The sequence below is a fragment of the Virgibacillus salexigens genome (assembly GCF_000723585.1).
Classification (GTDB): Bacteria; Bacillota; Bacilli; order Bacillales; family Amphibacillaceae; genus Virgibacillus; species Virgibacillus salexigens.
In genome coordinates, this window is sequence record NZ_CCDP010000001.1 from 974,048 (window position 1) to 996,992 (window position 22,945).

The window sequence follows — 22,945 nt, forward strand, 5'->3', positions numbered from 1 at the left end:
GAAGTATGCTACACTCTGATTGGATTAAGTGCGAGGTGTAATTATGAATGATCGACAAAGGGAACTGCTTAAAACATTATTAATACAAAACGGAAAAATTCTTAATATAGATGATTTGTCACTGCAAATGGGATGTTCAGAAAAGACGGTACGTAATGATTTGCAAGTAATCGAAGCGCTGCTTATGGACTATAACGGTACAAGTCTAAGACGGCAACGAGGAGTAGGAATTACACTTGAAATGGATGAAACGGACCGACCTGAATTATTACAGAGAGTACTATCATCTGAGACCAAAGTGCATGAGGATCGATGTATTGAAATCGCCTATTATTTACTGGTAAGTAATAAAGCGGTTTCTTTAGAAGAATTGTCCAATAGGTACTATGTTTCAAGAGCCACCGTGAAAAAAGAATTAGAAATCATCGCGAATTGGCTTAACACGTATCAGCTAACGTTATTATCTAAGCCTAAATTAGGCAATGCTGTTCAAGGGGAAGAAATGCAAAAACGTAGTGCATTGGCTCATTTATCAGAGCTTATTTCTTCTGTTACAAGCGATGAAAGCTATGTCTTAAATTTGTTTTTGCCTTATGAAATAACAATGGTAAAAAGGGTACTACATGAATTACAAAAACGATATGAAATCGCCTTTACAGATGGTGCGATGGAAAGTTTACTTGTGCATACGCTTATTATGGTTAAACGAACGCGGCAAAAATCTCCTGTGTCTATTCCAACCGTGGAGAAGGAAACCATACATTCTTACAATGAATATCACTACGCAACCTGGTTTTTAAAAAAGCTCGGCTCCGTTTTTCGAATTAAATTTCCTGAAGATGAGTTAATTTATTTTACCTGGCATTTGCTTGGCAGCAAAAAGAAGGATGACTTAGGGGATGACATCTTTATGAAAGATGATCACCTACTACAAATTATTGATGATTTAATAAACAGACTGGGTAACCTTACCTTATTTTCGTTTGAAAGTGATGGTATTCTCAAGAAAGGATTAATTGTACATATTCATTCCGTGATTAATCGAATGAAATATGGATTTCCTATTACGAACCCACTCTTATCCGATATTAAAAAAATGTATCCCTACTTGTTTAATATGGTTATGATCGCGTTGGATGAAATTAAAGAAAACCACAAACTGGATGTTCCTGAGGATGAAGCAGCTTATTTAGTACTTCATTTTCAAGCTTCACTGGAACGATTAGAAGGCAAACGAGAGAAAGAAAAAAGGATATTAATCGTTTGCCATTTGGGTGTCGGCATGTCTCACTTATTGCAAGCGAAGATCGAGCATCAATACCATGGATTACAAATTGTTGCTTGTATAGGGAAAGCCGATATGAACGATTATGTGAAAAAATATGAAATTGATTTCATCATTTCAACTGTAAAATTGGAACAGGTGAATATCCCCTATGTGATGGTATCTCCTTTATTAGAAGCGAAGGATAAAGAAAAACTAAATCAATTTATTGCGGAAATAGAAACTAAACAAAGTGGAAAGAGTGAAAAATCAGTACTCTCCTCATTAATTCGTGCGGATCTCATCCATTTGGATGTGGATAAAGAGCACCCGTTTCAAGTAATAGAAATGCTAGGGAATACACTTTATAAGAAAGGATTTATCAACAAAGAGTTCATCCATAGTGCACTGTTAAGAGAAAGAAAGTCATCGACTTCAATCGGGGGAGGTATTGCGATTCCGCATGGGAATCCAACAATGATTAATCAATCCGTCGTTGCGGTTGCTGTGTTAAAACAATCTCTAAATTGGGGGGATGAACAAGTATCGTTAGTGTTTTTGCTAGCCATTTCTAGGAATGATCAAAGGTTAAATAAGGACGCGGTCCGACAGATAGCTAATTATAGTGAGGATCTGTCATTTGTTCACTCATTAGTTCATGCTACTAGTGTGAAAGAATTTCTACAAAAGATGAAATAGTCAATCGTAGTTGAGATTTTCGCTAATAATTCATATTTACCAGAAGTTCTGGTAAACATCGAAATTAATTATTCGATATTCTAAGTTATAATACAGGTAGGTAAGAATAAACGATTCATAGGAGGAAAGTGTGATGAAGGTATTAGCTGTTACAGCTTGCCCTGTTGGAATCGCTCACACCTACATGGCTGCTGAAAATTTACAAAAAGCAGGCGAAGAAATGGGCATTGATATAAAAGTAGAAACACAGGGATCGATCGGTGCAGAAAATGTACTTACAGAACAAGACATTGCCGAAGCAGATGGTATTATTATTGCATCTGACAAAGAAATTTCTAAAGAACGCTTTGTTGGTAAGAAATTAATTGTAACCGGTGTCCAAGAAGGAATTCGTAACCCAAAAGCATTAATTGAACGAATTCAAGCTGGAGACGTATCGGTTCATCAAGAGGGGTTAGTATCTCCAGAAGAAGTGAAGCAAGAGCGTAAACAAAAAGAAAACCCTATTTATAAGCACCTGATGAATGGTGTATCGTATATGATTCCGTTTATCGTTGTTGGAGGTCTTTTGATTGCGTTTGCATTGACCCTTGGTGGGGAACAAACAGCAGGTGGAATTAAAATACCAGAGGGTTCGATTTGGAAACAGATTGAAAGCCTTGGCAATACAGCATTTATGTTCATGGTACCAATATTAGCTGGTTTCATTGCTGTTAGTATTGCAGATCGGCCAGGCCTAGTACCAGGTATGATTGGCGGCTATATTGCAGCTACAGGAAGCTTTTATGGAAGTGAGGCAGGTGCTGGTTTTATTGGCGGGATAATCGCTGGTTTCTTAGCTGGTTATATCGCATTGGGTATTAAGAAAATAAAAGTACCAAAAGCTGTACAACCAGTAATGCCAATTATATTTATACCGATTATTTCATCTGCCATTGTAGGTCTATTATTCATTTATGTTATTGGTGCACCCGTTGCACAAGTGTTCGAAGGTTTAACGGTATGGTTATCAGGAATGCAAGGCGCAAGTTCGATTTTACTCGCACTTATTCTTGGTGGTATGATTGCTGTTGATATGGGTGGACCATTCAATAAAGTGGCATTCTTATTCGGCTCTGCAATGATAGCAGAAGGAAACTATGAAATTATGGGGCCGATTGCTGTTGCAATCTGTATTCCACCTATAGGAATGGGATTAGCAACATTACTGAATAAGAAGAAATATCAGGAGAATGAAAGAGAAGCTGGGAAAGCATCATTGACCATGGGCTTTTTTGGAGTGACAGAAGGTGCCATTCCTTTCGCTGCGCAGGATCCCTTACGAGTAATACCGAGTATTGTGGTCGGCTCCATGGTAGGGTCTGTGATCGCGATGATAGGGAATGTTGGAGATAAGGTTGCACACGGTGGACCAATTGTAGCACTCTTAGGTGCTGTCGATAATGTAATCATGTTCTTTATTGCAGTAATTGTGGGTGTTCTTGTAACAGCATTTTTAGTTAACTTTTTGAAAAAGGATGTAGCAGATGCTGCACCCGTTCATCAAGAAAACACAGATGGTGGAGCAGCAACATCGAAAGAGACGTCTGAACAACCTGCAGATCAGGGAGAAATCCATAAGCTAGTAGATATTACCGCTACCAATCTAATGGAAACAAATCTGACTGGTTCCACACGTGATGAAGTAATTAAAGAATTAATTGAAAAATTTGATGCTGCCGGTATAATAGAATCGAAACAAGCGTATAAGCAGGCAATTCTGGATCGTGAAAGTCAAAGTTCAACTGGCTTGGGAATGAATATTGCGATTCCACATGGTAAATCAAGTGCAGTAAAACGTCCGGCCGTTGCCTTTGGGATTAAGCGTGATGGTGTCGATTGGGATAGCCTCGATGGAACCGATGCGAAGCTAATCTTCATGATCGCTGTACCTGAAGAGAGTGCCGGAGATGCTCACTTGAAAATATTGCAAATGCTATCTCGTAAGTTAATGGATGAAGATTATAGAAACCAATTGCTTGAAGTGACCTCTGAATTAGAAGCAATGAAATTGTTGGAGGAAATTCAATAAAGTTATAGTTGACCGATAAATTACTCGAGGTGATGTTGAATGTATAAAGAACCGATGTTTTTACAGCCCGTTTTTCAAGAGAGGATTTGGGGTGGTCAAAAGCTGCGGAGTGAATTTAATTATGAGATTCCTTACGAAAAAACCGGAGAGGCATGGGTGATTTCTGCACACCCGAATGGACCAAGTGTTATCATGAATGGTCCTTTGTCGGGAAAAACGCTTGCAGATGCCTGGTATAAACATGGGGAATTATTTAATAAAGATGCAGCGAATATTGAGGAATATCCGTTACTTGTCAAAATCTTAGATGCTAACGCTGATCTTTCGGTACAAGTTCATCCAGATGATGAGTTTGCAAGAGAAGTCGAAGGTGTACCATACGGAAAAACGGAGTGTTGGTATGTGCTTCATGCAGAAGAAGGGGCGGAACTCGTTCTAGGTCATCATGCTAAAAACCAAGAAGAGCTGAAGGAAATGGTTCGTAGTGGAGAATGGGAGAAATTATTACGTCGAAAAAAAGTACAAGCTGGCGATTTTGTATATGTTCCGAGCGGTACCATCCATGCCATTGGAAAAGGAATTGTCATTTTAGAGACACAGCAAAGTTCGGATATTACGTACCGTGTATATGATTATGATCGTACCGATAGAAGTGGTCAAAAGCGTGAACTACATTTAGACCGTGCGGTTGAAGTGACAAACGTGCCACATCAAGATGCGAAAGTAGGACAAAGTGAGATCACGGAAGAAGATTTAGATATAAAGAAACTAGTGGAAGCAAACTATTTCTCGGTAAATCACTGGCAATTACATGGTGAGGTAACTTTGAAGCAAGAATATGACTTTTTGCAGGTTAGTGTGATAGACGGCAATGCTACGATAACAGTAGCCGAGAATGAATTCCCAATCAAAAAAGGAGATCATTTCGTACTCCCTTATGGTATAACTGAATACCATATCGCAGGTGAAGCAGCGTTTATTGTATCGCATCGCTAACGTACTCGATAAATCCAACGTAATGAAGCAAGAACTGTTACTGGTAAAACAACAGTTCTTGCTTTTTATTTACTGCTCCTTTGATAACTGGGAAAGAACGTAGAGAAACCGTTACATTTAGCTAATAATCCAAATAGATAGTAATCTAGACTGCATTTAACATTAGTATATGCTGTATATAGTGTGACAGCTCTGGTATAGGTAGATGGGTGGTCCTTACAGGTTATAGAAGATCATGAGCAAGTTACAAAAGTTGGTATTGGTCGTTTTAGTGGGGAGGGGTTTTTAGAATGTGGCACACGAATCGCAAATTAGATAATCAATTATTTCCTATTTATACGAAGAACATAAAAAATGGATAAACAGACTAGTAAAGTTTATAAAGCCTATCAAAGGAAAGTAAATGAATTATATTATTGGATAGCATTTGCTCTTGTTTTAGCATGTCTTCGGGGGATAGATCACATATACTTGACGCTTCTGAATGAATTTTATATGACGCTACTTATAGTAATTGGCTTGGCAATTAGTTTTGGTACAGGCGTATATTATTATAAAAAATTAACCTACGAACCTTTAATGGAAGTATATCTAACTGACGACATGATTAATGATTACATAATTGCTGGAAAGAACGGATTTAAAATAGAAGTTGGCATAGCCATCATTATTGTATGCTTATTTGTTTTAGCATTTGTCTTATTTATAGTATTTCGCTGGTTAATGTGTTTCCTAATATCGTTATTCTTATTTGCCCTGTTAGGAATGTTGTTTGGATCCATAACGATTGAAAGATTTAAACTCTATCAAAAAAGGAAATCGGTATGAAGTTCATGCATATTTGCCTGTACCATAAGCCATTCCCTCAAACATACTAAGATTAGTAGTACAAAACCAAGGCCATGGTTTTGTGCTACTATTTTTTTATAGTAGGAGTGAAGAAAAGCCGATCTAACTTTGGGATCAATATTGAATCCGCACCCCAAACAGGCTCACTTCACACCCTTATTTGAATCAATTTAGTATGTTGGGTCCATAGAGATCGTGTATAAGAAAGTGGAATCGATAAGGTTATGTGAAGACTTCTATGAGTAATTAATTGGAGGAGACGAAATGAAACCTGTAGTTGCGCTCGATGTAAGTAAAGGTAAAAGTACGATAGTTATTTATGATCAAAAACGCTGTATATTTGAAGGGGAAATAAATCATTGTCAAGCGGACTTCGAATCACTTCGTAAGCGAATGATATTGTTAGAACAACAAAAGGGTCAAAGACCGGAAATTGTTTTTGAAGCGACTGGGGTTTATTCAATGGCTTTGGAAAAATTTCTTCAAGATCGTGGATACATATATTGTCGCTTAAATCCACTTGAGGCAAAACTTCAGACAGCAGCTATGCGAAGAAATAAGACCGATAAAAGCGATGCGCATGAGTTGGCTAAAACACACTTTAAAATAAACCGTAAGCCAATGTTTCAACAAGACACCTATTATAATCAAATGCGTGCCCTATCACGTTATTACGACGAAGTTGATGAAGAATTAATCCAACTACGGGGCAAAATGCATGCGATTTTACAATTATCTTTTCCGGAACTAGAACGAATGATTACACCAAGCTCAGCACTCTTTTTGAACATCGTTCAATTGTATCCGCAGCCATCATTTTTATTGGTACATTCAAAAACAGTAATTAGAAATAGCCTGAAAAAGAATACTAAAAAAAATCTTTCTCTTAAACTAGCAGATAAGAAGGCACAAGAACTTTTACTAGTTGCCAAAAACTCATACCCAGCTATCGATGCATCGGATGTACGTTGTGAACAAGTAAGGGATTACGCAAGCAGAATTGCAGACTTAAGAGATAAGAAAGAAGAAATTATCGCAAAAATGGTTGCCTTATCTCTTGATAGAAAGGAATATCATATCCTTCGTTCATTCCCTGGCATTGGTGATGCGACGGCATGTAGAATTATTGGTGAACTAGGAGATATACGACGGTTTAAAAATGCCAAACAGCTGAATGCATACGTTGGAATTGATATTATGCGATATCAGTCAGGTAATACACAATATAGAGATCGTATCAATAAACGTGGCAATAAGAAACTACGGAAAATATTATATTTCATGATTTTTTCCATGATTTCATTACGAAAAAAAGGACAGAATCACATCGTTGATTACTATGACAAATTAAAAAAACAACCTCAGAGGAAACCTCATAAGGTTGCGGTGATAGCGTGTATAAATAAGTTCTTGAAAGTGGCATTTCACCTTATTTCACACAACATACCATACGATTATGAAATTGCTTCTACTCATTCATAATCACCTAGGCTAATCTCACTATACCATAAAGACCTTGCGAAAAAAATGGAAAAACGTTAGGTCTATTAGTCATGCGGAAATTTTGACTTACTCAGGAGGTTTATCCCCCCTGAATAAATCAAGGTAAATAATTCAAATAAATTGTGTAAAACACTTGACTGGAGGTAAGAAAGTTAGAGGGGTAACAGAATGCGACACGTTGGTTATGTACCAACATAGAAGGATGACTCCATTCCCCCAACTTGTTCCTCCTACTATCCTTTTCACGATCCGGATTCTTCCAAACGCGCTTTGATGTTGTATCCTATGGAGTATAAGCGTTTTACATGATTAACGACTTTCGTAGATTTCAAGATCTGTATGGCATTCAACCAGGTAAAAGGACAAGCATAAATCATCTGTTTAATTGCACTTTTCGATACGTGGAAGGTGTTTGATTTGTTGTGCGTTTAAATGCCTGTGTAAAAAAAGATTGTGAAGAAAAACCAATAATTTCAGCAATCTCACCGATATTATAGTCGGTTGTATCCAACAATATTTTTGCTTCCTTAATTCGAACTTTATTCAGGTATTCAATCGGAGAGATTCCCATATCTTTCTTAAACGTATGTGATAGGTAATATTTATTGATATGCCCCACCTTTGCTAATAAATCAAGTGTGATGTTGTTACGATAGTTTTGATTAATGTAATGCTTGATAAAAGCTACTGCCTTATTAATATTCAGTGTTTCTGTTTTCTCTATGGTAAATTTTTTCTCGCGTTTTAGTTTAACAATCAAGATTTCGATAATATTTTGACAAATAATTTCATATTGGATATCGCCATGCATCACTTCATTTAATAATTTATTAAGGTAAAATAGAACATCTTCACGGTCTCCGCGGTACGTAAAAAGCCCCATTTGTGCGTCTTTTTCCTCAGTAAGTGAGAAAGTCAACCCCTCTATTCCCAAAGCAATATATTGAAGTGAATCTTGAACATTCGACTTCTCCGTATGCTCTACATTAGGATTTATTATCACTAAATCATTTTCTTTAACTGGAATTTCATGAGTTGGAAGAACAAAAGACCCTTTTCCATTTACGATATAAAATAGTTCAGTAAAATGGTGGGTATGCTGTGTACTATGCCAGCCCTTATCATATTCGGAACGAGTAATATACAAAAGTTTAAATGGTCTTTTTTTAGCAGTTGAATTATTTACTTTATATACTTCGTAAGACATGATACGCACCCTCTTTTTATATACGTAATTATGATGACTGATTATTGTTTATATTCTAACTAGTTTTCTAATAAAAGGCAATATTTATAAAACAATGACACCTAGAATATGGAATTATTGGTTTGGTTTTGGATAGTTTCCGTTCATCTATTTTTAACTAGGAATCTAGTATTCACTACAGGGTCTCATGGGAGTTTATTAACAAGCGATAATAACAGCAATATTAATAAAAAAGTCAACAATATTATTATTGTGAAAGCGTTTTTATAAATGTAGCCTTGGAGTAGAGTAGTGATTTGACTACTAAATAAACTATTGAAACGACGGTTTGCCTTTGTTCAACTATGGAAAATCGTTGGATTCCTAAAGGAGGGGATGATTCGGCTTTAGCACGATCTAGCTGTTCATTTATTCTTGGGTAATTGTCTTGAAATTCAAAAGGAGGTTTTGATGTGAACAAACGTTATGAAAAACCATTTTTCATCGTTTTTTTTGCAATGACGATATCTTTATTATCGATAAACGTCCCGTCATTACATGCCGAATTATCAGAAGAAGATAAAGTAGATATTAGTGATCGTGATCTTGAAGAAGGGGATTTTAATTTGATTCAAGGTGACGGATCGATCACATATAATGATGACGGTTCAGCGACTTTTCGTGTTACCTCAAATGAGAAAAATAAAATTGTCTACAATAAGATGGAAGAGATAAAGAATGGTGTTTTTGAAGCAGATATAACCTCGAATACGGATTTAAGCCGCTTTGGTTTTATTTATCGTCTGCAGGATGCTTCTACGTATTCCTTCGCTGGTACGGAGGATGAAAACGATCAATATTTTAGTGAGATTTTTGGTCCTGCCAATAAGTGGACCTCTACAACGAAGGGGGTACCTTTGGAAGCGGACAAAACCTACCATATACGTGCAAAGTTTGTTGATGATAACGTTACGTTATATGTTGATAATGAAAAAGTGGGTTCCTGGTTTCAACCTGATGGGGTAAATGAGGCAGGATTACTTGGCTTGGAAAAGAGCCGTGGACCTGCTAATATTACCATCTCTAATGTAAGTATCGAGGAATACACACCCCCAGAGCCACCAAATAAGGAACCAATCGAACAAACATTACATTCCAATTATATGGATGTCACCATTGATGAAGTATTTCCACGAATTATTCAATACAAGGTAGATGGTAAAGTGATGAATGGGCAGAAATCTCCTGTTTATGGCTTAAAATTAAACAACATGCTGTACTATCCTGAAGTATCATTTGAAAAAGTCAGTGAAGATGAAGCAATTTACACTTTAGCAGTTGAAGACGAGTATGAAGCGATGGATGCCGAATTAACACTTTCCGTAAAAGTAGAAGATAACCAAGTTACTTACAGATTCGAAGATATAAATAATAAAGCTGGGGCAACGATAGAGACCATTGAATTTGCAGATATGAATTTCATTTCGGTTAATTCCAGTCAAAAGGATGCAAAGGCAAAATTAACAAACCTTAGCAAGGATGTAACCAAACCTGGCGACATCAATGTATTGGTTAATGATTCGCTGGGGGGGATGGACACAGAAACAGGGTATTACACTGCTTTCCTGTCTACAGATGAAATAAGTGCTGGTGTTTGGTCCAGTTCCGAAGTAAATGGATACAAAAATCTTACCGCAAGCCGTTATGAAAATGAAAATGGTGACAAAGCGATGGGGATCGGATCCAGCCCCTTATACTATCATCGCGAATTTATGCCTGAGCCATCATCCAATAAACCAACGATAAAAATTGCGCTTGCCGAAGATATCAATGAAGATAATAATGTAGACTGGCAGGACAGTGCGATTGCTTACCGTGATATCATGCAGGACATTAAAGGAGCAAACAATGTTAATAATCTTGTAGGAACACGAATTGCGATGAATTTTGGGTCACAGGCACAGCAGCCTTTTCTTAAAACATTGGATAATGTAAAAAAGGTAGCCTTGGCGACAGATGGATTAGGACAAGCAGTTCTCTTAAAAGGATATGGAAGTGAAGGACATGATAGTGCGCATCCGGATTATGGTAATGTAGGGGAACGCATGGGGGGCAAAGCCGATCTAAACACCCTTATTAATGAGGGGCATGCGTATAATACCGAATTTGGTGTTCATATAAATGCCCAGGAAACGTATCCGGAAGCAAAAGCTTTCAATGAAGACTTAATTGAAGGACCAAATGCAAAAGGTTGGGGCTGGCTAGACCAATCTTATACAATTGATAAATTAAAAGACTTGTATTCAGGAACGCGGGCAGAACGTTTGGACGAATTACATGCTGCAGCTCCTGGGCTTGATTTTATCTATCTAGATGTCTGGTATCAGGATCAATGGGAATCAGATCGAATTTATGAGCAGTTTAAAGATAGAGGTTGGAGATTGACATCCGAATTTGGGACAGCTGTAGCCAACTATTCTACATGGCAGCACTGGGCTACGGACAAGAATTACGGAGGTCCTGAAAATAAAGGGATTAATTCTGAAGTATTACGTTTTATTGGCAACCATCAAAAAGATTCCTGGGTTTTAAATTGGCCGGAAGCTGGCGGCACAGCAGATCATCCATTACTTGGCGGATTTGAACTAGCTGGATTTGAAGGATGGCAATCCGATAAAAATTATGACAACTTCATCAAAATGACGTTTGATACGAATCTTCCAACAAAATTTTTGCAGAAATATTATGTAACAAACTGGGAAACAACAGATGGTGATCCGACAGTAACAAACTTAGAACAAGAAATTAAGCTGGAAGATCCAAGTAATGGAGATAAAGTGGTGGTAACAAGAAAGGATAATTCCAGAGAACGTATCATTGCGCTTAATGATCAGGTAGTACTTGATGGACATACGTATTTGATTCCTTGGGTAGAACAAGATTTTGAAAACCCGACCCCTGATTCTGATAAGTTGTATCATTGGAATCTAGAAGGCGGAGAATCAACATGGTCGCTTCCAGATGAATATGCAGGTGTATCTAAGGTTTATGTATATAAATTGACAGATCAAGGCCGATCAGAAAGGCAAAAAGTTAACGTTATTGATCAAAAAATAACCTTACAGGCAGAGGCTGCTACACCTTATATCGTGACGAAGGAAAAAGATGAAGGATTGATCATTGATAATTGGAGTTCAAAAGCGCATGTTTATGATACTGGTTTCAATTCAGGAACAGTAAAAGGGGAACACACAAAGGTTTCTGGTGACAAAAAAGCTGTAACCGTCAAACGGACGAATCAAGCAGGATCAGCTAGAAATTTAAGCAGTGGTAATTATTACTTGGATATCGATAATCCCAAAAAAGACACCTATGTCACTCGTACACTTACAGGGCTGGAGCCAGGTGAGGATTATGTAGCTGAGGTTTATGTAGAAAACAACAGTGATAAGCAAGCTTCCATCGAAGTGACTGGTGCTTCAAAAGATGTGAAAAATTACACTCTCCGCAGTCTACAAAAAAATTATGTAAAAGCTGATTCACATGCAACAAATGATGGAACCAATAGTACCATGCAGCGGATGCAGGTAAGCTTTACGGCGGAAAGTGAAAGCGCTGAATTGATCCTTGGTAGAGAATCTGGTGAAGGAAATACCATATATGATGACATCCGAATTGTTAAAAAGTCTTTAACAAATCATGCATCTCCACGTGTATTTGAGCAGGATTTTGAAACGGTAGTGCAGGGTATTTATCCGTTTGTTGTAGGAAACACAGAAGGAGTGGAAGATAATCGTATTCATTTATCCGAGCTCCATGCTCCTTACACCCAAAAAGGATGGGCAGGGAAAAAATTAGTCGATGACGTAATCGATGGTGAATGGTCTTTGAAAGTGAATACTGGAAATAATGGCTTAGTGTACCGAACCATTCCACAGCATGTCCACTTTGAAGCAAATAGTCTATACAAAGTCAGTTTTGACTATCAGACTACTGCTGATTCCTATCGGTTTATAGCTGGAGATCAGGCGATTGATGTAAAGGATATTGATGATGCCAAAGGGCTTTCAGTGAATGAACAAATAACTGCATCCACCGATACCAACAGGGCAGAGTTCACAGTAACTGGCTCAGGAAATGGACAGACCTATATTGGAATCTTTAGTGATGGAACAAGTGTGAATATGGATACCGGTGAAGGAACTTTTATATTAGACAACTTACAAATTGAAAAGGTAGCTACGATAGAAAGCACAGCTGATATCCGAACACTTATTGAACAATACGATGAAGTGGAGGAATTCGAGAACCCTCAAGTGATTCGCGCATTAAACACCCATTTGATTGCAGTTGCTCGTTACGAAAAGCAGGAACAAGCTGCAAAGGTTATCAAGCATCTAAATGGATTTAAACAGCTGCTAGATCAACAAAAACAAGAAAAATTAATTTCTCAAAAGGCGTATAATACGCTTAAATCGAGTTCTGATATTTTAATCGGAAGATGGGAGTAGTTTTTTACCTATCTTTCTATATGAATAAAAAAGCAGGGAGCTGAATTTTTAATCAGCTCCCTTATTTCTATTTGGTAATGATTTTTAGAAGTTACGGTTCTATCTTTATCAAGAAATTTTATTCAAAACATAATAAAAAGCAATATATCTAAAAATCACAACAATATTTTTATTGTGGAAGCGCTTAACACTAGGTACGATTGAACTATAGTAAATAAAACTATGGGGGGTACAAGATGAAAAAATGCTTGTCTATGATTTTCTTTAGCTTACTCGTGCTAAGTTTGGCTGCTTGCTCGGAATCTCAATCAGCAAACGGTGATACAGGAAATGGGAAAACAACCTTACATGTGGCTGCTTTGGAATCCGGTTATGGTGGCGACATGTGGACAAAGATAGCCGATGCATATGAAGCAGCTAACGAGAATGTAACTGTTGAATTAACCGTAGAAAAAAACCTGGAAGAAGTGATCCGGCCAAATATGCAAGCCGGAGAATATCCAGATGTATTGTTATTGGCAACAGGTAGACCAGAAGGGTTAACAGAAACACTTATTAAGGAAGATGGTATGGAAAAAATTACAGATGTATTAGACATGGATGTATATGGAGAAGACATGACGGTAAATAACAAATTATTGGAAGGATTCAGTGATACATTAGCTACGAATCCATATGCAGATGGGGAAACCTATTTAGCTCCTATGTTTTATAGTCCTACAGGGTTATTTTATAATGCAGGATTATTTGAAGAGAAAGGCTGGGAAGTTCCGAAAACTTGGGGTGACATGTGGGCTTTAGGTGAGAAGGCAGCTAAAGAAGGAATCTCACTTTTCACCTATCCAACAACTGGCTATTTTGACACGATGGTTGGATCAATGCTGTATGCTTCAGGAGGTACAGATTTCTTTAATTCAGCAATGACTTATGAAGATGGTGTATGGGAAACTGAAGAAGCAACGAAAGTGTTAGAAACAATAAAAAAATTAGCTGATTATACGCATCCAAATACAGTTGCAAATGCAAACCCCAATGATTTTACGAAGAACCAGCAGTTGGTTTTAGATAATGAGGCACTATTTATGCCGAATGGAACTTGGGTAGTTGGTGAAATGAAAGAAGCCCCTAAAGCGGATAATTTTGAGTGGGGGATGATGTCAATTCCTTCGTTTGAAAAAGGCGGCGATCGTTATGCATTTACATTCTTTGAACAGATGTGGATTCCATCTGCTTCTGAAAATAAACAAGCAGCCAAAGAATTTATCACCTATATGTACACAGATGAAGCAGCTTCTATCTTCTTAGAATCTGGAGCAGTTCAGCCAATTAAGGGGATTACAGAAGAAATGGAGGGAGACAATCTACTCTATTACAATATCTATGAAGAAGATGGCGTACTTCCAGCAATGGGAACATTCGCTTCTACAGCTCCTGTTCCAGGTGTCAGCATCGGAGACACATTATATGGTTCCATTGACAGTGTGATCAGTGGTGAAATTTCTGTGGAGGAATGGAGAAAACAAATTGAAGAGGCAAGTGACCAGCTAAGACCTGCTATGAACTAATGGACGATCCAAAGATAAAAATAAAACGGTGGGAACGTAAACTCATCGTTTTATTTGGTCACAGGGTGCGAGGTACGTCGAATGGTGACGAGGGATGCCTGGATGGTGATATGTTGCATATAATGTGTGACTTAGGTGGACGGACGCGTGAATCAGTGGTGAAGTTGCCCAACTCAGGATACCCGGCATGTGATGAAACAGTTCTATTTGAACATGTTGCCTATGTCCCCTACGCGATTTCACATGAAAGAGGTGAGAATAATGAGTAAAAAGAAATCTAGGAATCTATTTATTGGCGTCTGTGTGGCTCCTGCACTTATTTTACTGATTCTTTTTATGGTAATTCCGACGATTGAGGTATTTCGAATGTCGCTTTATCAATGGGGCGGGTTTTCGAATAACCAGCAGTTTGTAGGATTTAATAACTTTAAGCTTTTATGGAATGACATGGATTTTATTCGGTCCTTTCAAAATTCAATTCTATTAATTGTTATTGTTGCCATTTTTACCTTCGTGATTGCTGTTTTCTTTGCGGCAATATTATCCAAAGAGAAGATCCGAGGCAGCAATTTTTTTCGAGTGATCTTTTATATCCCAAACATCTTATCTATTGTCGTAATTGCTGGGATTTTTTCTGCCATCTATGATCCTTCCAATGGGTTATTAAATAGCATTTTCCATCTATTAAGCTTGGAAACCTTACAACAGAAATGGTTAGGTAACCAGACCATTGTTATTTACAGTGTAGCAGGAGCATTGGTGTGGCAGGCTATTGGTTATTACATGGTAATGTATATGTCTAGCATGGCAAGTATACCTGCGAGCTATTATGAAGCAGCCTCCCTAGAAGGGGCTAGCAAGATGAAGCAATTTACCGGCATTACGTTACCATTGATCTGGAACAATATTCGGACGACACTAACGTTTTTTATCATTAGTACGATTAACTTGAGCTTCCTACTTGTAAAAGCAATGACCGGCGGTGGACCAGATGGTTCGTCAGAGGTTTTTCTTTTCTATATGTATGATCAAGCGTATACAAATTCGACCTATGGCTATGGGATGGCGATCGGGGTAGTCGTTTTTATTTTCTCCTTTGCTTTAGCGGCGATTGTAAATTTTATTACAAAACGAGATGTACTGGAATATTAGAGAAGGAGGTAGGAAGTGGTGAAAAAATCAAATGGTTCGCAAACGGATACGTTGTATAAGCTATTTATCTATATTGCTTTGATCACCTTGGCAATATCAATCATTGTACCAGTAGCATGGGTGTTTTTTGCATCAATCAAGCAAAATGCTGAATTCTACGGTAATCCATGGTCGATTCCCCTTGGCTTCCATGTTGAAAATTTCATCGAAGCATTTCAGGAAGCAAATATGGGAAACTACTTATTTAATTCGGCCGTGGTGACCGTATTGGCATTGGCAATCTTGCTGATTGTAGCGTTACCAGCAGCTTATGTATTATCCCGTTTTAGTTTCAGAGGAAGTAAAATGATTAACTCGTTCGTTAAGGTAGGATTGTTTATTAATATCAGCTATATTGCCGTTCCGATTTTCCTCATGCTCCTAGATTGGGATACGGTTATCCGGACTATTCTTGGCGAAGAACTCCTGTTAAATAATCGGTTTATGCTTGCACTCATTTATGCGTCAACCGCATTGCCGTTTACAATTTATCTCTTATCAAGTTATTTTCAAACACTTCCTTCCGATTTTGAGGAAGCAGCAAGTATCGATGGCGCGGGATATTTTAAAACCATGTTTTCAGTGATGCTGCCGATGGCAGGACCAAGTATTATCATAGTTATTTTATTTAACTTCTTACTTTTTTGGAACGAATATATTCTGGCACTAACATTAATGCCGGGCGAAAATCAAACATTGCCAGTTGGCTTATTAAATCTGATGGCGGCTGAGCGGGCAGCGGCGAATTATGGACCAATGTATGCGGGGATGGTCATCGTTATGCTCCCAACATTAATTCTTTATATTATCCTGCAAAAACGTCTAACACAAGGAATGACGGTTGGTGGGTTGAAAGGATAGGTGGATCAAATGAAGAAATTATCAGGAAGAGTAACGTTACCAAGTGAGGAAAATTTTTTAAATGAAACGAAGGAACTACTTAGCCGTTGGGGTGCAGATGCTTTGCGGGATAGTGATGGAACCAAGTTGGATAAAGAAATCAAACAGTTAAATGCCAAAATATATACGACCTATTTTGTGGCACGAAGTCACAATGAATTTGCTGAACAGCATCCGGAAGAAATTCAGCAGCTTTATCTCATGTCCCAATATCATATGGCTACTGGAACGAAGCTGGAAGTAACATTTATGAAGGGGTACTTTGATGAACAGATAGAACCGGATTATGTACATGACCCAAAAAAGTGGTGGGAAGTAATTGACCGGACAACAGGTGAGGTAGTAAATCCAGATAGTTGGGAAGTCAATCAAGCAGAGAATCAATTAGTTATTCATCAAGCACAGCCTTGGCATGAATATACGGTCTCCTTTTTAGCTTATATGAAATGGGATCCGACACAAATGTACAATCATATGACCAATGATTGGGGGGATAAACCGCATGAAATCCCTTTTGATGCTCGGCAGCCATACTCTAATCAATTTATTAAAGATTATTTGGTAAAGTGGCTAAAGGAAAATCCGGACACCGATGTGGTTCGGTTTACCACCTTTTTCTATCATTTTACATTGATATTTAATCATTTAGGAAAAGAAAAATTTGTGGATTGGTTTGGCTATGGAGCGAGCGTTTCTGTGGCGGCATTGCAAGCCTTTGAAAAGGAAAAAGGCTATTCACTAAGACCGGAAGATATCGTAGATCAAGGCTATTACAACACTACCTTTCGCGTTCCTTCAACAGCCTATTTGGATTATATTGATTTCATTCAACAATTTGTTGCGCAAGAAGTGAAAGAACTGGTTGAAATGGTTCACGACAGCGGCAAGGAAGCAATGATGTTTTTAGGAGATAATTGGATTGGAACAGAACCATACGGCAACTATTTTAAAGATACAGATATGGATGCGGTCGTTGGCAGTGTTGGAGATGGAACTACCCTTCGAATTATTTCCGATATTCCGCATGTTGCTTATACCGAGGGGCGATTACTTCCTTACTTTTTCCCGGATACATTTTATGAAGGGAATGATCCGGTTATTGAAGCGAATGAAATTTGGTTGTCTGCTAGAAGGGCTATGATGCGAAAACCACTGGATCGCATCGGCTATGGCGGCTATTTAAGCCTCGCCTATAAATTTCCTGCGTTTGTTGACTATGTGGAACACATTACCGAGGAATTTCGCGAAATTTATGACAAGATTAAAGGAGTAAAGCCTTATACAGGAATTAAAGTGGCCATCCTGAATGCCTGGGGACAACTGAGATCCTGGCAGGCACACACTGTTGCCCATGGGAAGTGGTATAAGCAAACCTATTCCTATTATGGTATTTTGGAAGCGCTCAGTGGTTCAAATGCAGAAGTTACCTTTCTATCTTTTGACGATGTGATACATCATGGTATACCTGATGACATCGATGTGATCATAAATGCAGGAGATGCTGGTACAGCCTTCTCAGGTGGGGAAATATGGAAGGAATCTGTGTTGACAGAAAAACTAAGAGAATGGATTTATCATGGCGGTGGATTTATCGGGATTGGCGAACCAAGTGCATATCATCACGAAGGACGTTATTTTCAACTAGCCAATGTATTAGGTGTGGATAAAGAACTTGGGTTTAGCTTATCGACGAACAAGTATTTTACCGATACGGCCGATTCCCATTTTATTACCGATGATACCAAGGTATTCCATTTCGGTGAAGGGATAAAAAACATCTATGCATTAGAGCAGCAGACGACGATTCTTGGACAAAATGATGATGGCATTTATTTAGCTAGTTCACCATTTGGAAGTGGTCGAAGTGTTTATATGGCCGGACTTCCATATAGCCATGAAAACACACGGTTGTTTATGCGGGCATTATTTTTTGCAGCACATAAAGAAAGGGAATTGAAGAAATGGTATGCATCAAATATTCACTGTGAAGTTCATGCCTACTTAGAAATCAATATGTACGCAGTTGTTAACAATTCAATGGAGACACAGACAACAAATGTTTATGTTGGAACCGGTATTGAGCATGTAGTGACCCTTGGACCGAGTGAGATTATTTGGGAGGTATGCAAAGATGGAAGATAAGGTGTTTCGTATCTTGAAAATCGTATTTTTTCTCTTTTGCATGTATTTGATCATTAATGGACAACGAACAATTGGGAGACTTGAGTTATTTTCCCAATTAATTGGGTTGGCGGGGTTGTTGTTCCTGCTCTGGAATTATAATCGGAAATTCATTTAATAGAGGATGGTTAAATTGTCACATCTTTATCCTCCTTTTTGAACACGAACTACTTTTGCTTTTTGCCAATCTTGGTGATGAAAGTCTAAGTTTCCATAATACGCATGTAATAAAAATGAAACTTTTTATCTGGAATAAAGAGGCAAAACAATTTTGGAAACACTCCATTTGGTTTTGCCTTTTCTAAGCCATTAGAATGGGGGAAGGAAATGAGGTACGCCATTGGTATTGACATTGGTGGGACAAAGATTGCAAGTGGGATTGTTAATGAACATGGGGATTTAATTCAAAAAGAAGTTGTAAGAAGTGATACTTCTGATAAAGAGCAAATGTTTTCACAGGTAATAACATGTGTGCAGACCCTGATGAATCATTCGAGTATCCCATTAAGTGATATATTTGGTATTGGTGCAGGTATCCCTGGTAAAGTGGATAGGGAAAATGGAATAGCTGTATTCCAGAATAATCTACCTTGGCGAGACTTTCCGTTTACAAAACGGATAAGCGAAGCTTTGGGCGTTAATCGAATTGTCATTGATAATGATGTAGATATGGCTGCTTTTGCTGAATGGAAGAAAGCAGAGCTGACGGAAACGGATTTATTTACTTATATTACGATAAGTACAGGAATTGCATGTTCCATCATCCAAGGTGGAGAAATTATTCGAGGTGCTGGTTTTGCTGGAGAGCTAGGGCTTATTCCAATTACCTTGAAAAACAAAGGGACATACATGGAAAGGTTAGAATCCATTGCTTCGGGTCCTGCCATTGCCAAAAGAGGGCAGGATCTATTTAAAGATTCGTACATTACCTCAGCAGATGTATTATCTGCATATCATAAAGGAGATGCACAAGCTGAGATAATTATTCAAGATCTGGTTTCCTCTTTAACCCAAGGGTTATACGTGATTACTAGTTTACTAGACCCACACAAGATTGTATTTGGCGGAAGTGTTGCTGTACATAACCCGCAACTATTACAATTAGTGAAAGAAGAATTAGCTTGTTACTTATTAAAGGAGCAACTTCATATATTAGATCATATGGAATTTAGTCATTTTAATCATGACCAAGGAATTCTAGGCTCTGGTCTTAAGGTATTTAATTCGAACTAAACAGGTGAGTTTGAAAGGAGTATATAAATGAAATGCACCCATGTATACCAAAAAGGGAATGGTCCGATTAACGAAGATTCCTATGTTATTAATCAAGATGCCAATGTATATGCTGTAATAGATGGGGCTACTGGATTAGATGGACTTCCGGGTTACTTGGCTTCGTATACGGTCCAAGAGCAGTTGCAAGCACTGAAGCAAACTGATGGATTATATAATGGGGTGCTTCGAGCGAATCAAACACTAGGTCAAAAATTAGTGGATCAATTTAATAATTTTGCTAGGAGTGGCAGCAATATATCTAGTATTCAAGATATTCCTAAAAAGCAAAGAAGTTCAACCGGGTTAGCAGCAATTCAGTTGCACTCAAATGGTCATGCATTGGACTTTTTTCACGCGGGAGACTGCATGATATTTGTAGAGTATAAAAGTGGTGAAATACGTGCAATTACATATGATCTAATCCAATATTTTGATCAGCTTGCCCTTAAAGAATTCATGAAACTCCATGAGAAAAAAGGAAACCATATGGATTTAAGTCAATTAAGAGAAATGATAAAACCTATTTTAATGCAAAATCGCGAGAACATGAATACATCAGGGGGTTATGGGGTGATTGATGGGACTGCTGAAGCATTCCAATTTATGGAGTCAGGAACGGTTTCCTTAAGCAAGGTGTCGAAAATAGTATTACTTACGGATGGTATGCTTTTACCTACAAGAGAGCAAACCACGATTGCTTGGGAGAAATCTGCAAAGATTGCATGTAATCAGGGGGTAGAGGCATTATTTAATGAAGTAGTGAAACGAGAGAGTCAAGACGCCTCCTGTTTAACCTATCCAAGGTTAAAGGAAAGTGACGATAAAACGGCTCTATTATTAGAACGATAACCGGTATACTAACATTTGTACTGCTTTTAAGTCTGCTGTCTTCGCTTTCACGTCGAAGTCTATGTATCTTTGTTAACATGGAGTCTTCTTATGTCATAACATGCTTGTTTCACTAAATAAATGTTCGATAATTGGAGCAAAAGGAAGTTGACTCAAGCAGGAAATAAGATAACTGAAGATCCTTGAAGAAGCAGTCTTTGTTGCCACGGGAGCTGAAGATGTCCGCAAAAAACACCTTGCTGGAGCAGAAATTAGTACTGTGTATACATGTCGTAGTTTGAATCAATAGCAGCAGAGGAAGCGAAAAGATCCTTAATAACAGGAGCATTGCTGTTTTATTGATTTCCGACGGACCGAATGGGAACCTTACGACACATATAAGTTTGGTTTCTTTTCAAGTCAAATCAGTTCCCATTTACCTGTGACATGGTCGATGGCAAGCTTAACACACGGAATGATAACCAGTTTTTGGAAGCTATATACATCGTAGAGTGGAATCCTATCGTTTTTCTTCCTGTATGGCAAACTATGAAATAAAAGTAGAGACAGGAGGTCCTATTTTTAAAAGTATCTAAAACAATAATTATGTAGCTGGCAATGTACACCGCTTTAATTAGATAACCATTGCTACAATGGCCCCGTTTAAAAGGTTTGCTAAAGTAGCTGCAATTAATGCTTTCAACATTAGTTTTTGAATTTCAAACTTCCGTTTAGGAGCCATGTTTGTTAGCATCCCAACGATACTGCCTGCTGCTCCAAAGTTAGCAAATCCACTAAGTGCAAAAGTCAAAATAGCTAATGTTCTATCCGATAGGCTATCGATAATTTCAGATAGTTGGGCAAACGCTACAAATTCATTTAATAAGAATTTTTGAGCTAATAAATTTCCAGCTGTTAAAGCTTCCCCCCAAGGAATCCCAATAATAAATGCTATGGGAGCGAACAGATAACCAAAAATCAATTCTAATGAAAAGTTGTCAAATCCCAAAAGGGATCCTCCCCAATTTAAAAGCCCATTTATTAACGCCATTAATCCAATGATAGCCATTAACATGAGGCCTACGTTTACTGCAAAGTGTAATCCTTCCTTTGAACTCACAAAAATAACATCAATGATATTTGTCTTTTCCTTGCTTGCAGCAGCTTCTACTGGTTTTATCCACTCGTTATCATTAATTTCTTCTGTTTCCGGAATAATAAATTTTGCTACCATAAGCCCTGCTGGTGCAGACATTAAGGCTGCTGATAGTAAATATTCTAATGGAATCCCCATTGCAGCTAGTCCAACCATTACAGCACCAGAAACGGAAGCTAAGCCTCCTACCATTACAGAAAATAACTGTGATCTCGTCATATTGGCAATATAGGGCCTTACAACTAATGGTGATTGTGTATTACCAACAAAGATGTTCGCAGCAGCTGCTGCTGATTCAGCATAAGAAGTCTTCATTATCTTAGAAATAAATCCTCCAATAATCCGAACGATATACTGCATGATTCCATAATGATAAAGTATTGCTATTAGAACGGTTAAGAAGATAATGAGGCCTAATACGTTAACAGCGAAGACTGCAAGTTCACCGTCCTTATCTGCTAAAGGACCGAAAACAAATGCAATTCCCTCATGTCCATAGTTAATAATATCGTTGATGCCTGTGGATACATATGCAAGTACTTCTTTTCCAAACTCCCATTTTAATACAAGATACCCAAAAACAATTTGGAGAAAAAAACCAATTGTAACTGTTCTTATATTTATATATTTTTTGTTCTCAGATAAGAGAAAAGAGACCAAAATGATAAAACAGCATCCTGCTATACCCCAAATTACATTCATTTTGTACACCTCTGTATATAATAAAATAAAAATTATGACATTTTTGGAGTAATCAGAATGTAAGTGAT

15 protein-coding genes are annotated in these 22,945 nt (G+C 37.8%); 13 read left to right on the forward strand and 2 right to left on the reverse strand.

What is annotated here, in order from left to right; translation table 11 throughout:
• Positions 1-43 precede the first annotated feature (43 nt).
• The 5 genes from BN990_RS04440 (at position 44) to BN990_RS04460 (ending at position 7,361) form a co-directional block, all read left to right on the forward strand.
• Positions 44-1,963 (forward strand): BglG family transcription antiterminator, encoded by a 1,920-nt coding sequence (locus BN990_RS04440; protein ID WP_021289455.1) that lies wholly within the window; start codon positions 44-46, stop codon positions 1,961-1,963.
• A gap of 133 nt (positions 1,964-2,096) precedes the next feature.
• The gene (locus tag BN990_RS04445; RefSeq protein WP_038242651.1) at positions 2,097-4,034 is read left to right on the forward strand and encodes a PTS fructose transporter subunit IIABC; all 1,938 of its coding nucleotides are present in this window, start codon (positions 2,097-2,099) and stop codon (positions 4,032-4,034) included.
• Between the two features lie 39 nt (positions 4,035-4,073).
• Positions 4,074-5,030 carry a mannose-6-phosphate isomerase, class I gene (gene manA, locus BN990_RS04450; RefSeq protein WP_038242653.1) on the forward strand — a complete coding sequence of 319 codons (957 nt, stop codon included), beginning with the start codon at positions 4,074-4,076 and terminating at the stop codon, positions 5,028-5,030.
• Between the two features lie 354 nt (positions 5,031-5,384).
• Entirely contained in the window at positions 5,385-5,858 is a 474-nt protein-coding gene (locus BN990_RS04455) for a hypothetical protein (RefSeq protein WP_021289452.1), read from the forward strand.
• A gap of 285 nt (positions 5,859-6,143) precedes the next feature.
• Positions 6,144-7,361 carry an IS110 family RNA-guided transposase gene (locus BN990_RS04460; protein ID WP_038242655.1) on the forward strand — a complete coding sequence of 406 codons (1,218 nt, stop codon included), beginning with the start codon at positions 6,144-6,146 and terminating at the stop codon, positions 7,359-7,361.
• Between the two features lie 394 nt (positions 7,362-7,755).
• Here BN990_RS04460 and BN990_RS04465 read toward each other — a convergent pair whose 3' ends face one another.
• Entirely contained in the window at positions 7,756-8,589 is an 834-nt protein-coding gene (locus tag BN990_RS04465) for an AraC family transcriptional regulator (protein WP_021289450.1), read from the reverse strand.
• A gap of 452 nt (positions 8,590-9,041) precedes the next feature.
• Here BN990_RS04465 and BN990_RS04470 point away from each other — a divergent pair, with 452 nt between their 5' ends.
• The 8 genes from BN990_RS04470 (at position 9,042) to BN990_RS04505 (ending at position 21,040) form a co-directional block, all read left to right on the forward strand.
• On the forward strand, positions 9,042-13,079 hold the full coding sequence (locus BN990_RS04470) for an endo-alpha-N-acetylgalactosaminidase family protein (RefSeq protein WP_232620933.1): 4,038 nt from the start codon (positions 9,042-9,044) through the stop codon (positions 13,077-13,079).
• A gap of 236 nt (positions 13,080-13,315) precedes the next feature.
• A complete protein-coding gene (locus tag BN990_RS04475) occupies positions 13,316-14,644 on the forward strand; it encodes a carbohydrate ABC transporter substrate-binding protein (RefSeq protein ID WP_038242663.1) in 1,329 nt (442 codons plus the stop codon).
• A 261-nt stretch (positions 14,645-14,905) separates the two neighbouring features.
• Positions 14,906-15,796 (forward strand): carbohydrate ABC transporter permease, encoded by an 891-nt coding sequence (locus BN990_RS04485; protein ID WP_021289447.1) that lies wholly within the window; start codon positions 14,906-14,908, stop codon positions 15,794-15,796.
• 15 nt (positions 15,797-15,811) lie between these two features.
• On the forward strand, positions 15,812-16,696 hold the full coding sequence (locus BN990_RS04490; RefSeq protein WP_021289446.1) for a carbohydrate ABC transporter permease: 885 nt from the start codon (positions 15,812-15,814) through the stop codon (positions 16,694-16,696).
• A gap of 9 nt (positions 16,697-16,705) precedes the next feature.
• A complete protein-coding gene (gene gnpA / locus BN990_RS04495; protein WP_038242667.1) occupies positions 16,706-18,877 on the forward strand; it encodes a 1,3-beta-galactosyl-N-acetylhexosamine phosphorylase in 2,172 nt (723 codons plus the stop codon).
• Positions 18,867-19,034, forward strand: a complete 168-nt coding sequence (locus BN990_RS22880; RefSeq protein WP_021289444.1) for a DUF6903 family protein — start codon at positions 18,867-18,869, stop codon at positions 19,032-19,034. The genes gnpA and BN990_RS22880 overlap by 11 nt, the downstream gene beginning before the upstream one ends.
• 209 nt (positions 19,035-19,243) lie before the next feature.
• Entirely contained in the window at positions 19,244-20,149 is a 906-nt protein-coding gene (locus tag BN990_RS04500; RefSeq protein ID WP_021289443.1) for an ROK family protein, read from the forward strand.
• A gap of 27 nt (positions 20,150-20,176) precedes the next feature.
• Positions 20,177-21,040, forward strand: coding sequence for a protein phosphatase 2C domain-containing protein (locus tag BN990_RS04505; protein ID WP_038242668.1), 864 nt, complete (start codon positions 20,177-20,179; stop codon positions 21,038-21,040).
• Positions 21,041-21,653: 613 nt separating this feature from the next.
• Here BN990_RS04505 and BN990_RS04510 read toward each other — a convergent pair.
• Complete coding sequence (locus BN990_RS04510; RefSeq protein ID WP_021289441.1) at positions 21,654-22,877, reverse strand: NupC/NupG family nucleoside CNT transporter; 1,224 nt, start codon at positions 22,875-22,877, stop codon at positions 21,654-21,656.
• Between the last annotated feature and the right edge of the window lie 68 nt (positions 22,878-22,945).

What these genes read in the sequence shown, in the direction of transcription:
- BN990_RS04440 (WP_021289455.1), top strand. Translation starts at nt 44, where the DNA reads ATGAATGATCGACAAAGGGAACTGCTTAAAACATTATTAATACAAAAC.
- BN990_RS04510 (WP_021289441.1), bottom strand. Translation starts at nt 22,877, where the DNA reads ATGAATGTAATTTGGGGTATAGCAGGATGCTGTTTTATCATTTTGGTC.
- BN990_RS04500 (WP_021289443.1), top strand. Translation starts at nt 19,244, where the DNA reads ATGAGGTACGCCATTGGTATTGACATTGGTGGGACAAAGATTGCAAGT.
- gnpA (WP_038242667.1), top strand. Translation starts at nt 16,706, where the DNA reads ATGAAGAAATTATCAGGAAGAGTAACGTTACCAAGTGAGGAAAATTTT.
- BN990_RS04475 (WP_038242663.1), top strand. Translation starts at nt 13,316, where the DNA reads ATGAAAAAATGCTTGTCTATGATTTTCTTTAGCTTACTCGTGCTAAGT.
- BN990_RS04455 (WP_021289452.1), top strand. Translation starts at nt 5,385, where the DNA reads ATGGATAAACAGACTAGTAAAGTTTATAAAGCCTATCAAAGGAAAGTA.
- BN990_RS04460 (WP_038242655.1), top strand. Translation starts at nt 6,144, where the DNA reads ATGAAACCTGTAGTTGCGCTCGATGTAAGTAAAGGTAAAAGTACGATA.
- BN990_RS04485 (WP_021289447.1), top strand. Translation starts at nt 14,906, where the DNA reads ATGAGTAAAAAGAAATCTAGGAATCTATTTATTGGCGTCTGTGTGGCT.
- BN990_RS04465 (WP_021289450.1), bottom strand. Translation starts at nt 8,589, where the DNA reads ATGTCTTACGAAGTATATAAAGTAAATAATTCAACTGCTAAAAAAAGA.
- BN990_RS04445 (WP_038242651.1), top strand. Translation starts at nt 2,097, where the DNA reads ATGAAGGTATTAGCTGTTACAGCTTGCCCTGTTGGAATCGCTCACACC.
- manA (WP_038242653.1), top strand. Translation starts at nt 4,074, where the DNA reads ATGTATAAAGAACCGATGTTTTTACAGCCCGTTTTTCAAGAGAGGATT.
- BN990_RS22880 (WP_021289444.1), top strand. Translation starts at nt 18,867, where the DNA reads ATGGAAGATAAGGTGTTTCGTATCTTGAAAATCGTATTTTTTCTCTTT.
- BN990_RS04505 (WP_038242668.1), top strand. Translation starts at nt 20,177, where the DNA reads ATGAAATGCACCCATGTATACCAAAAAGGGAATGGTCCGATTAACGAA.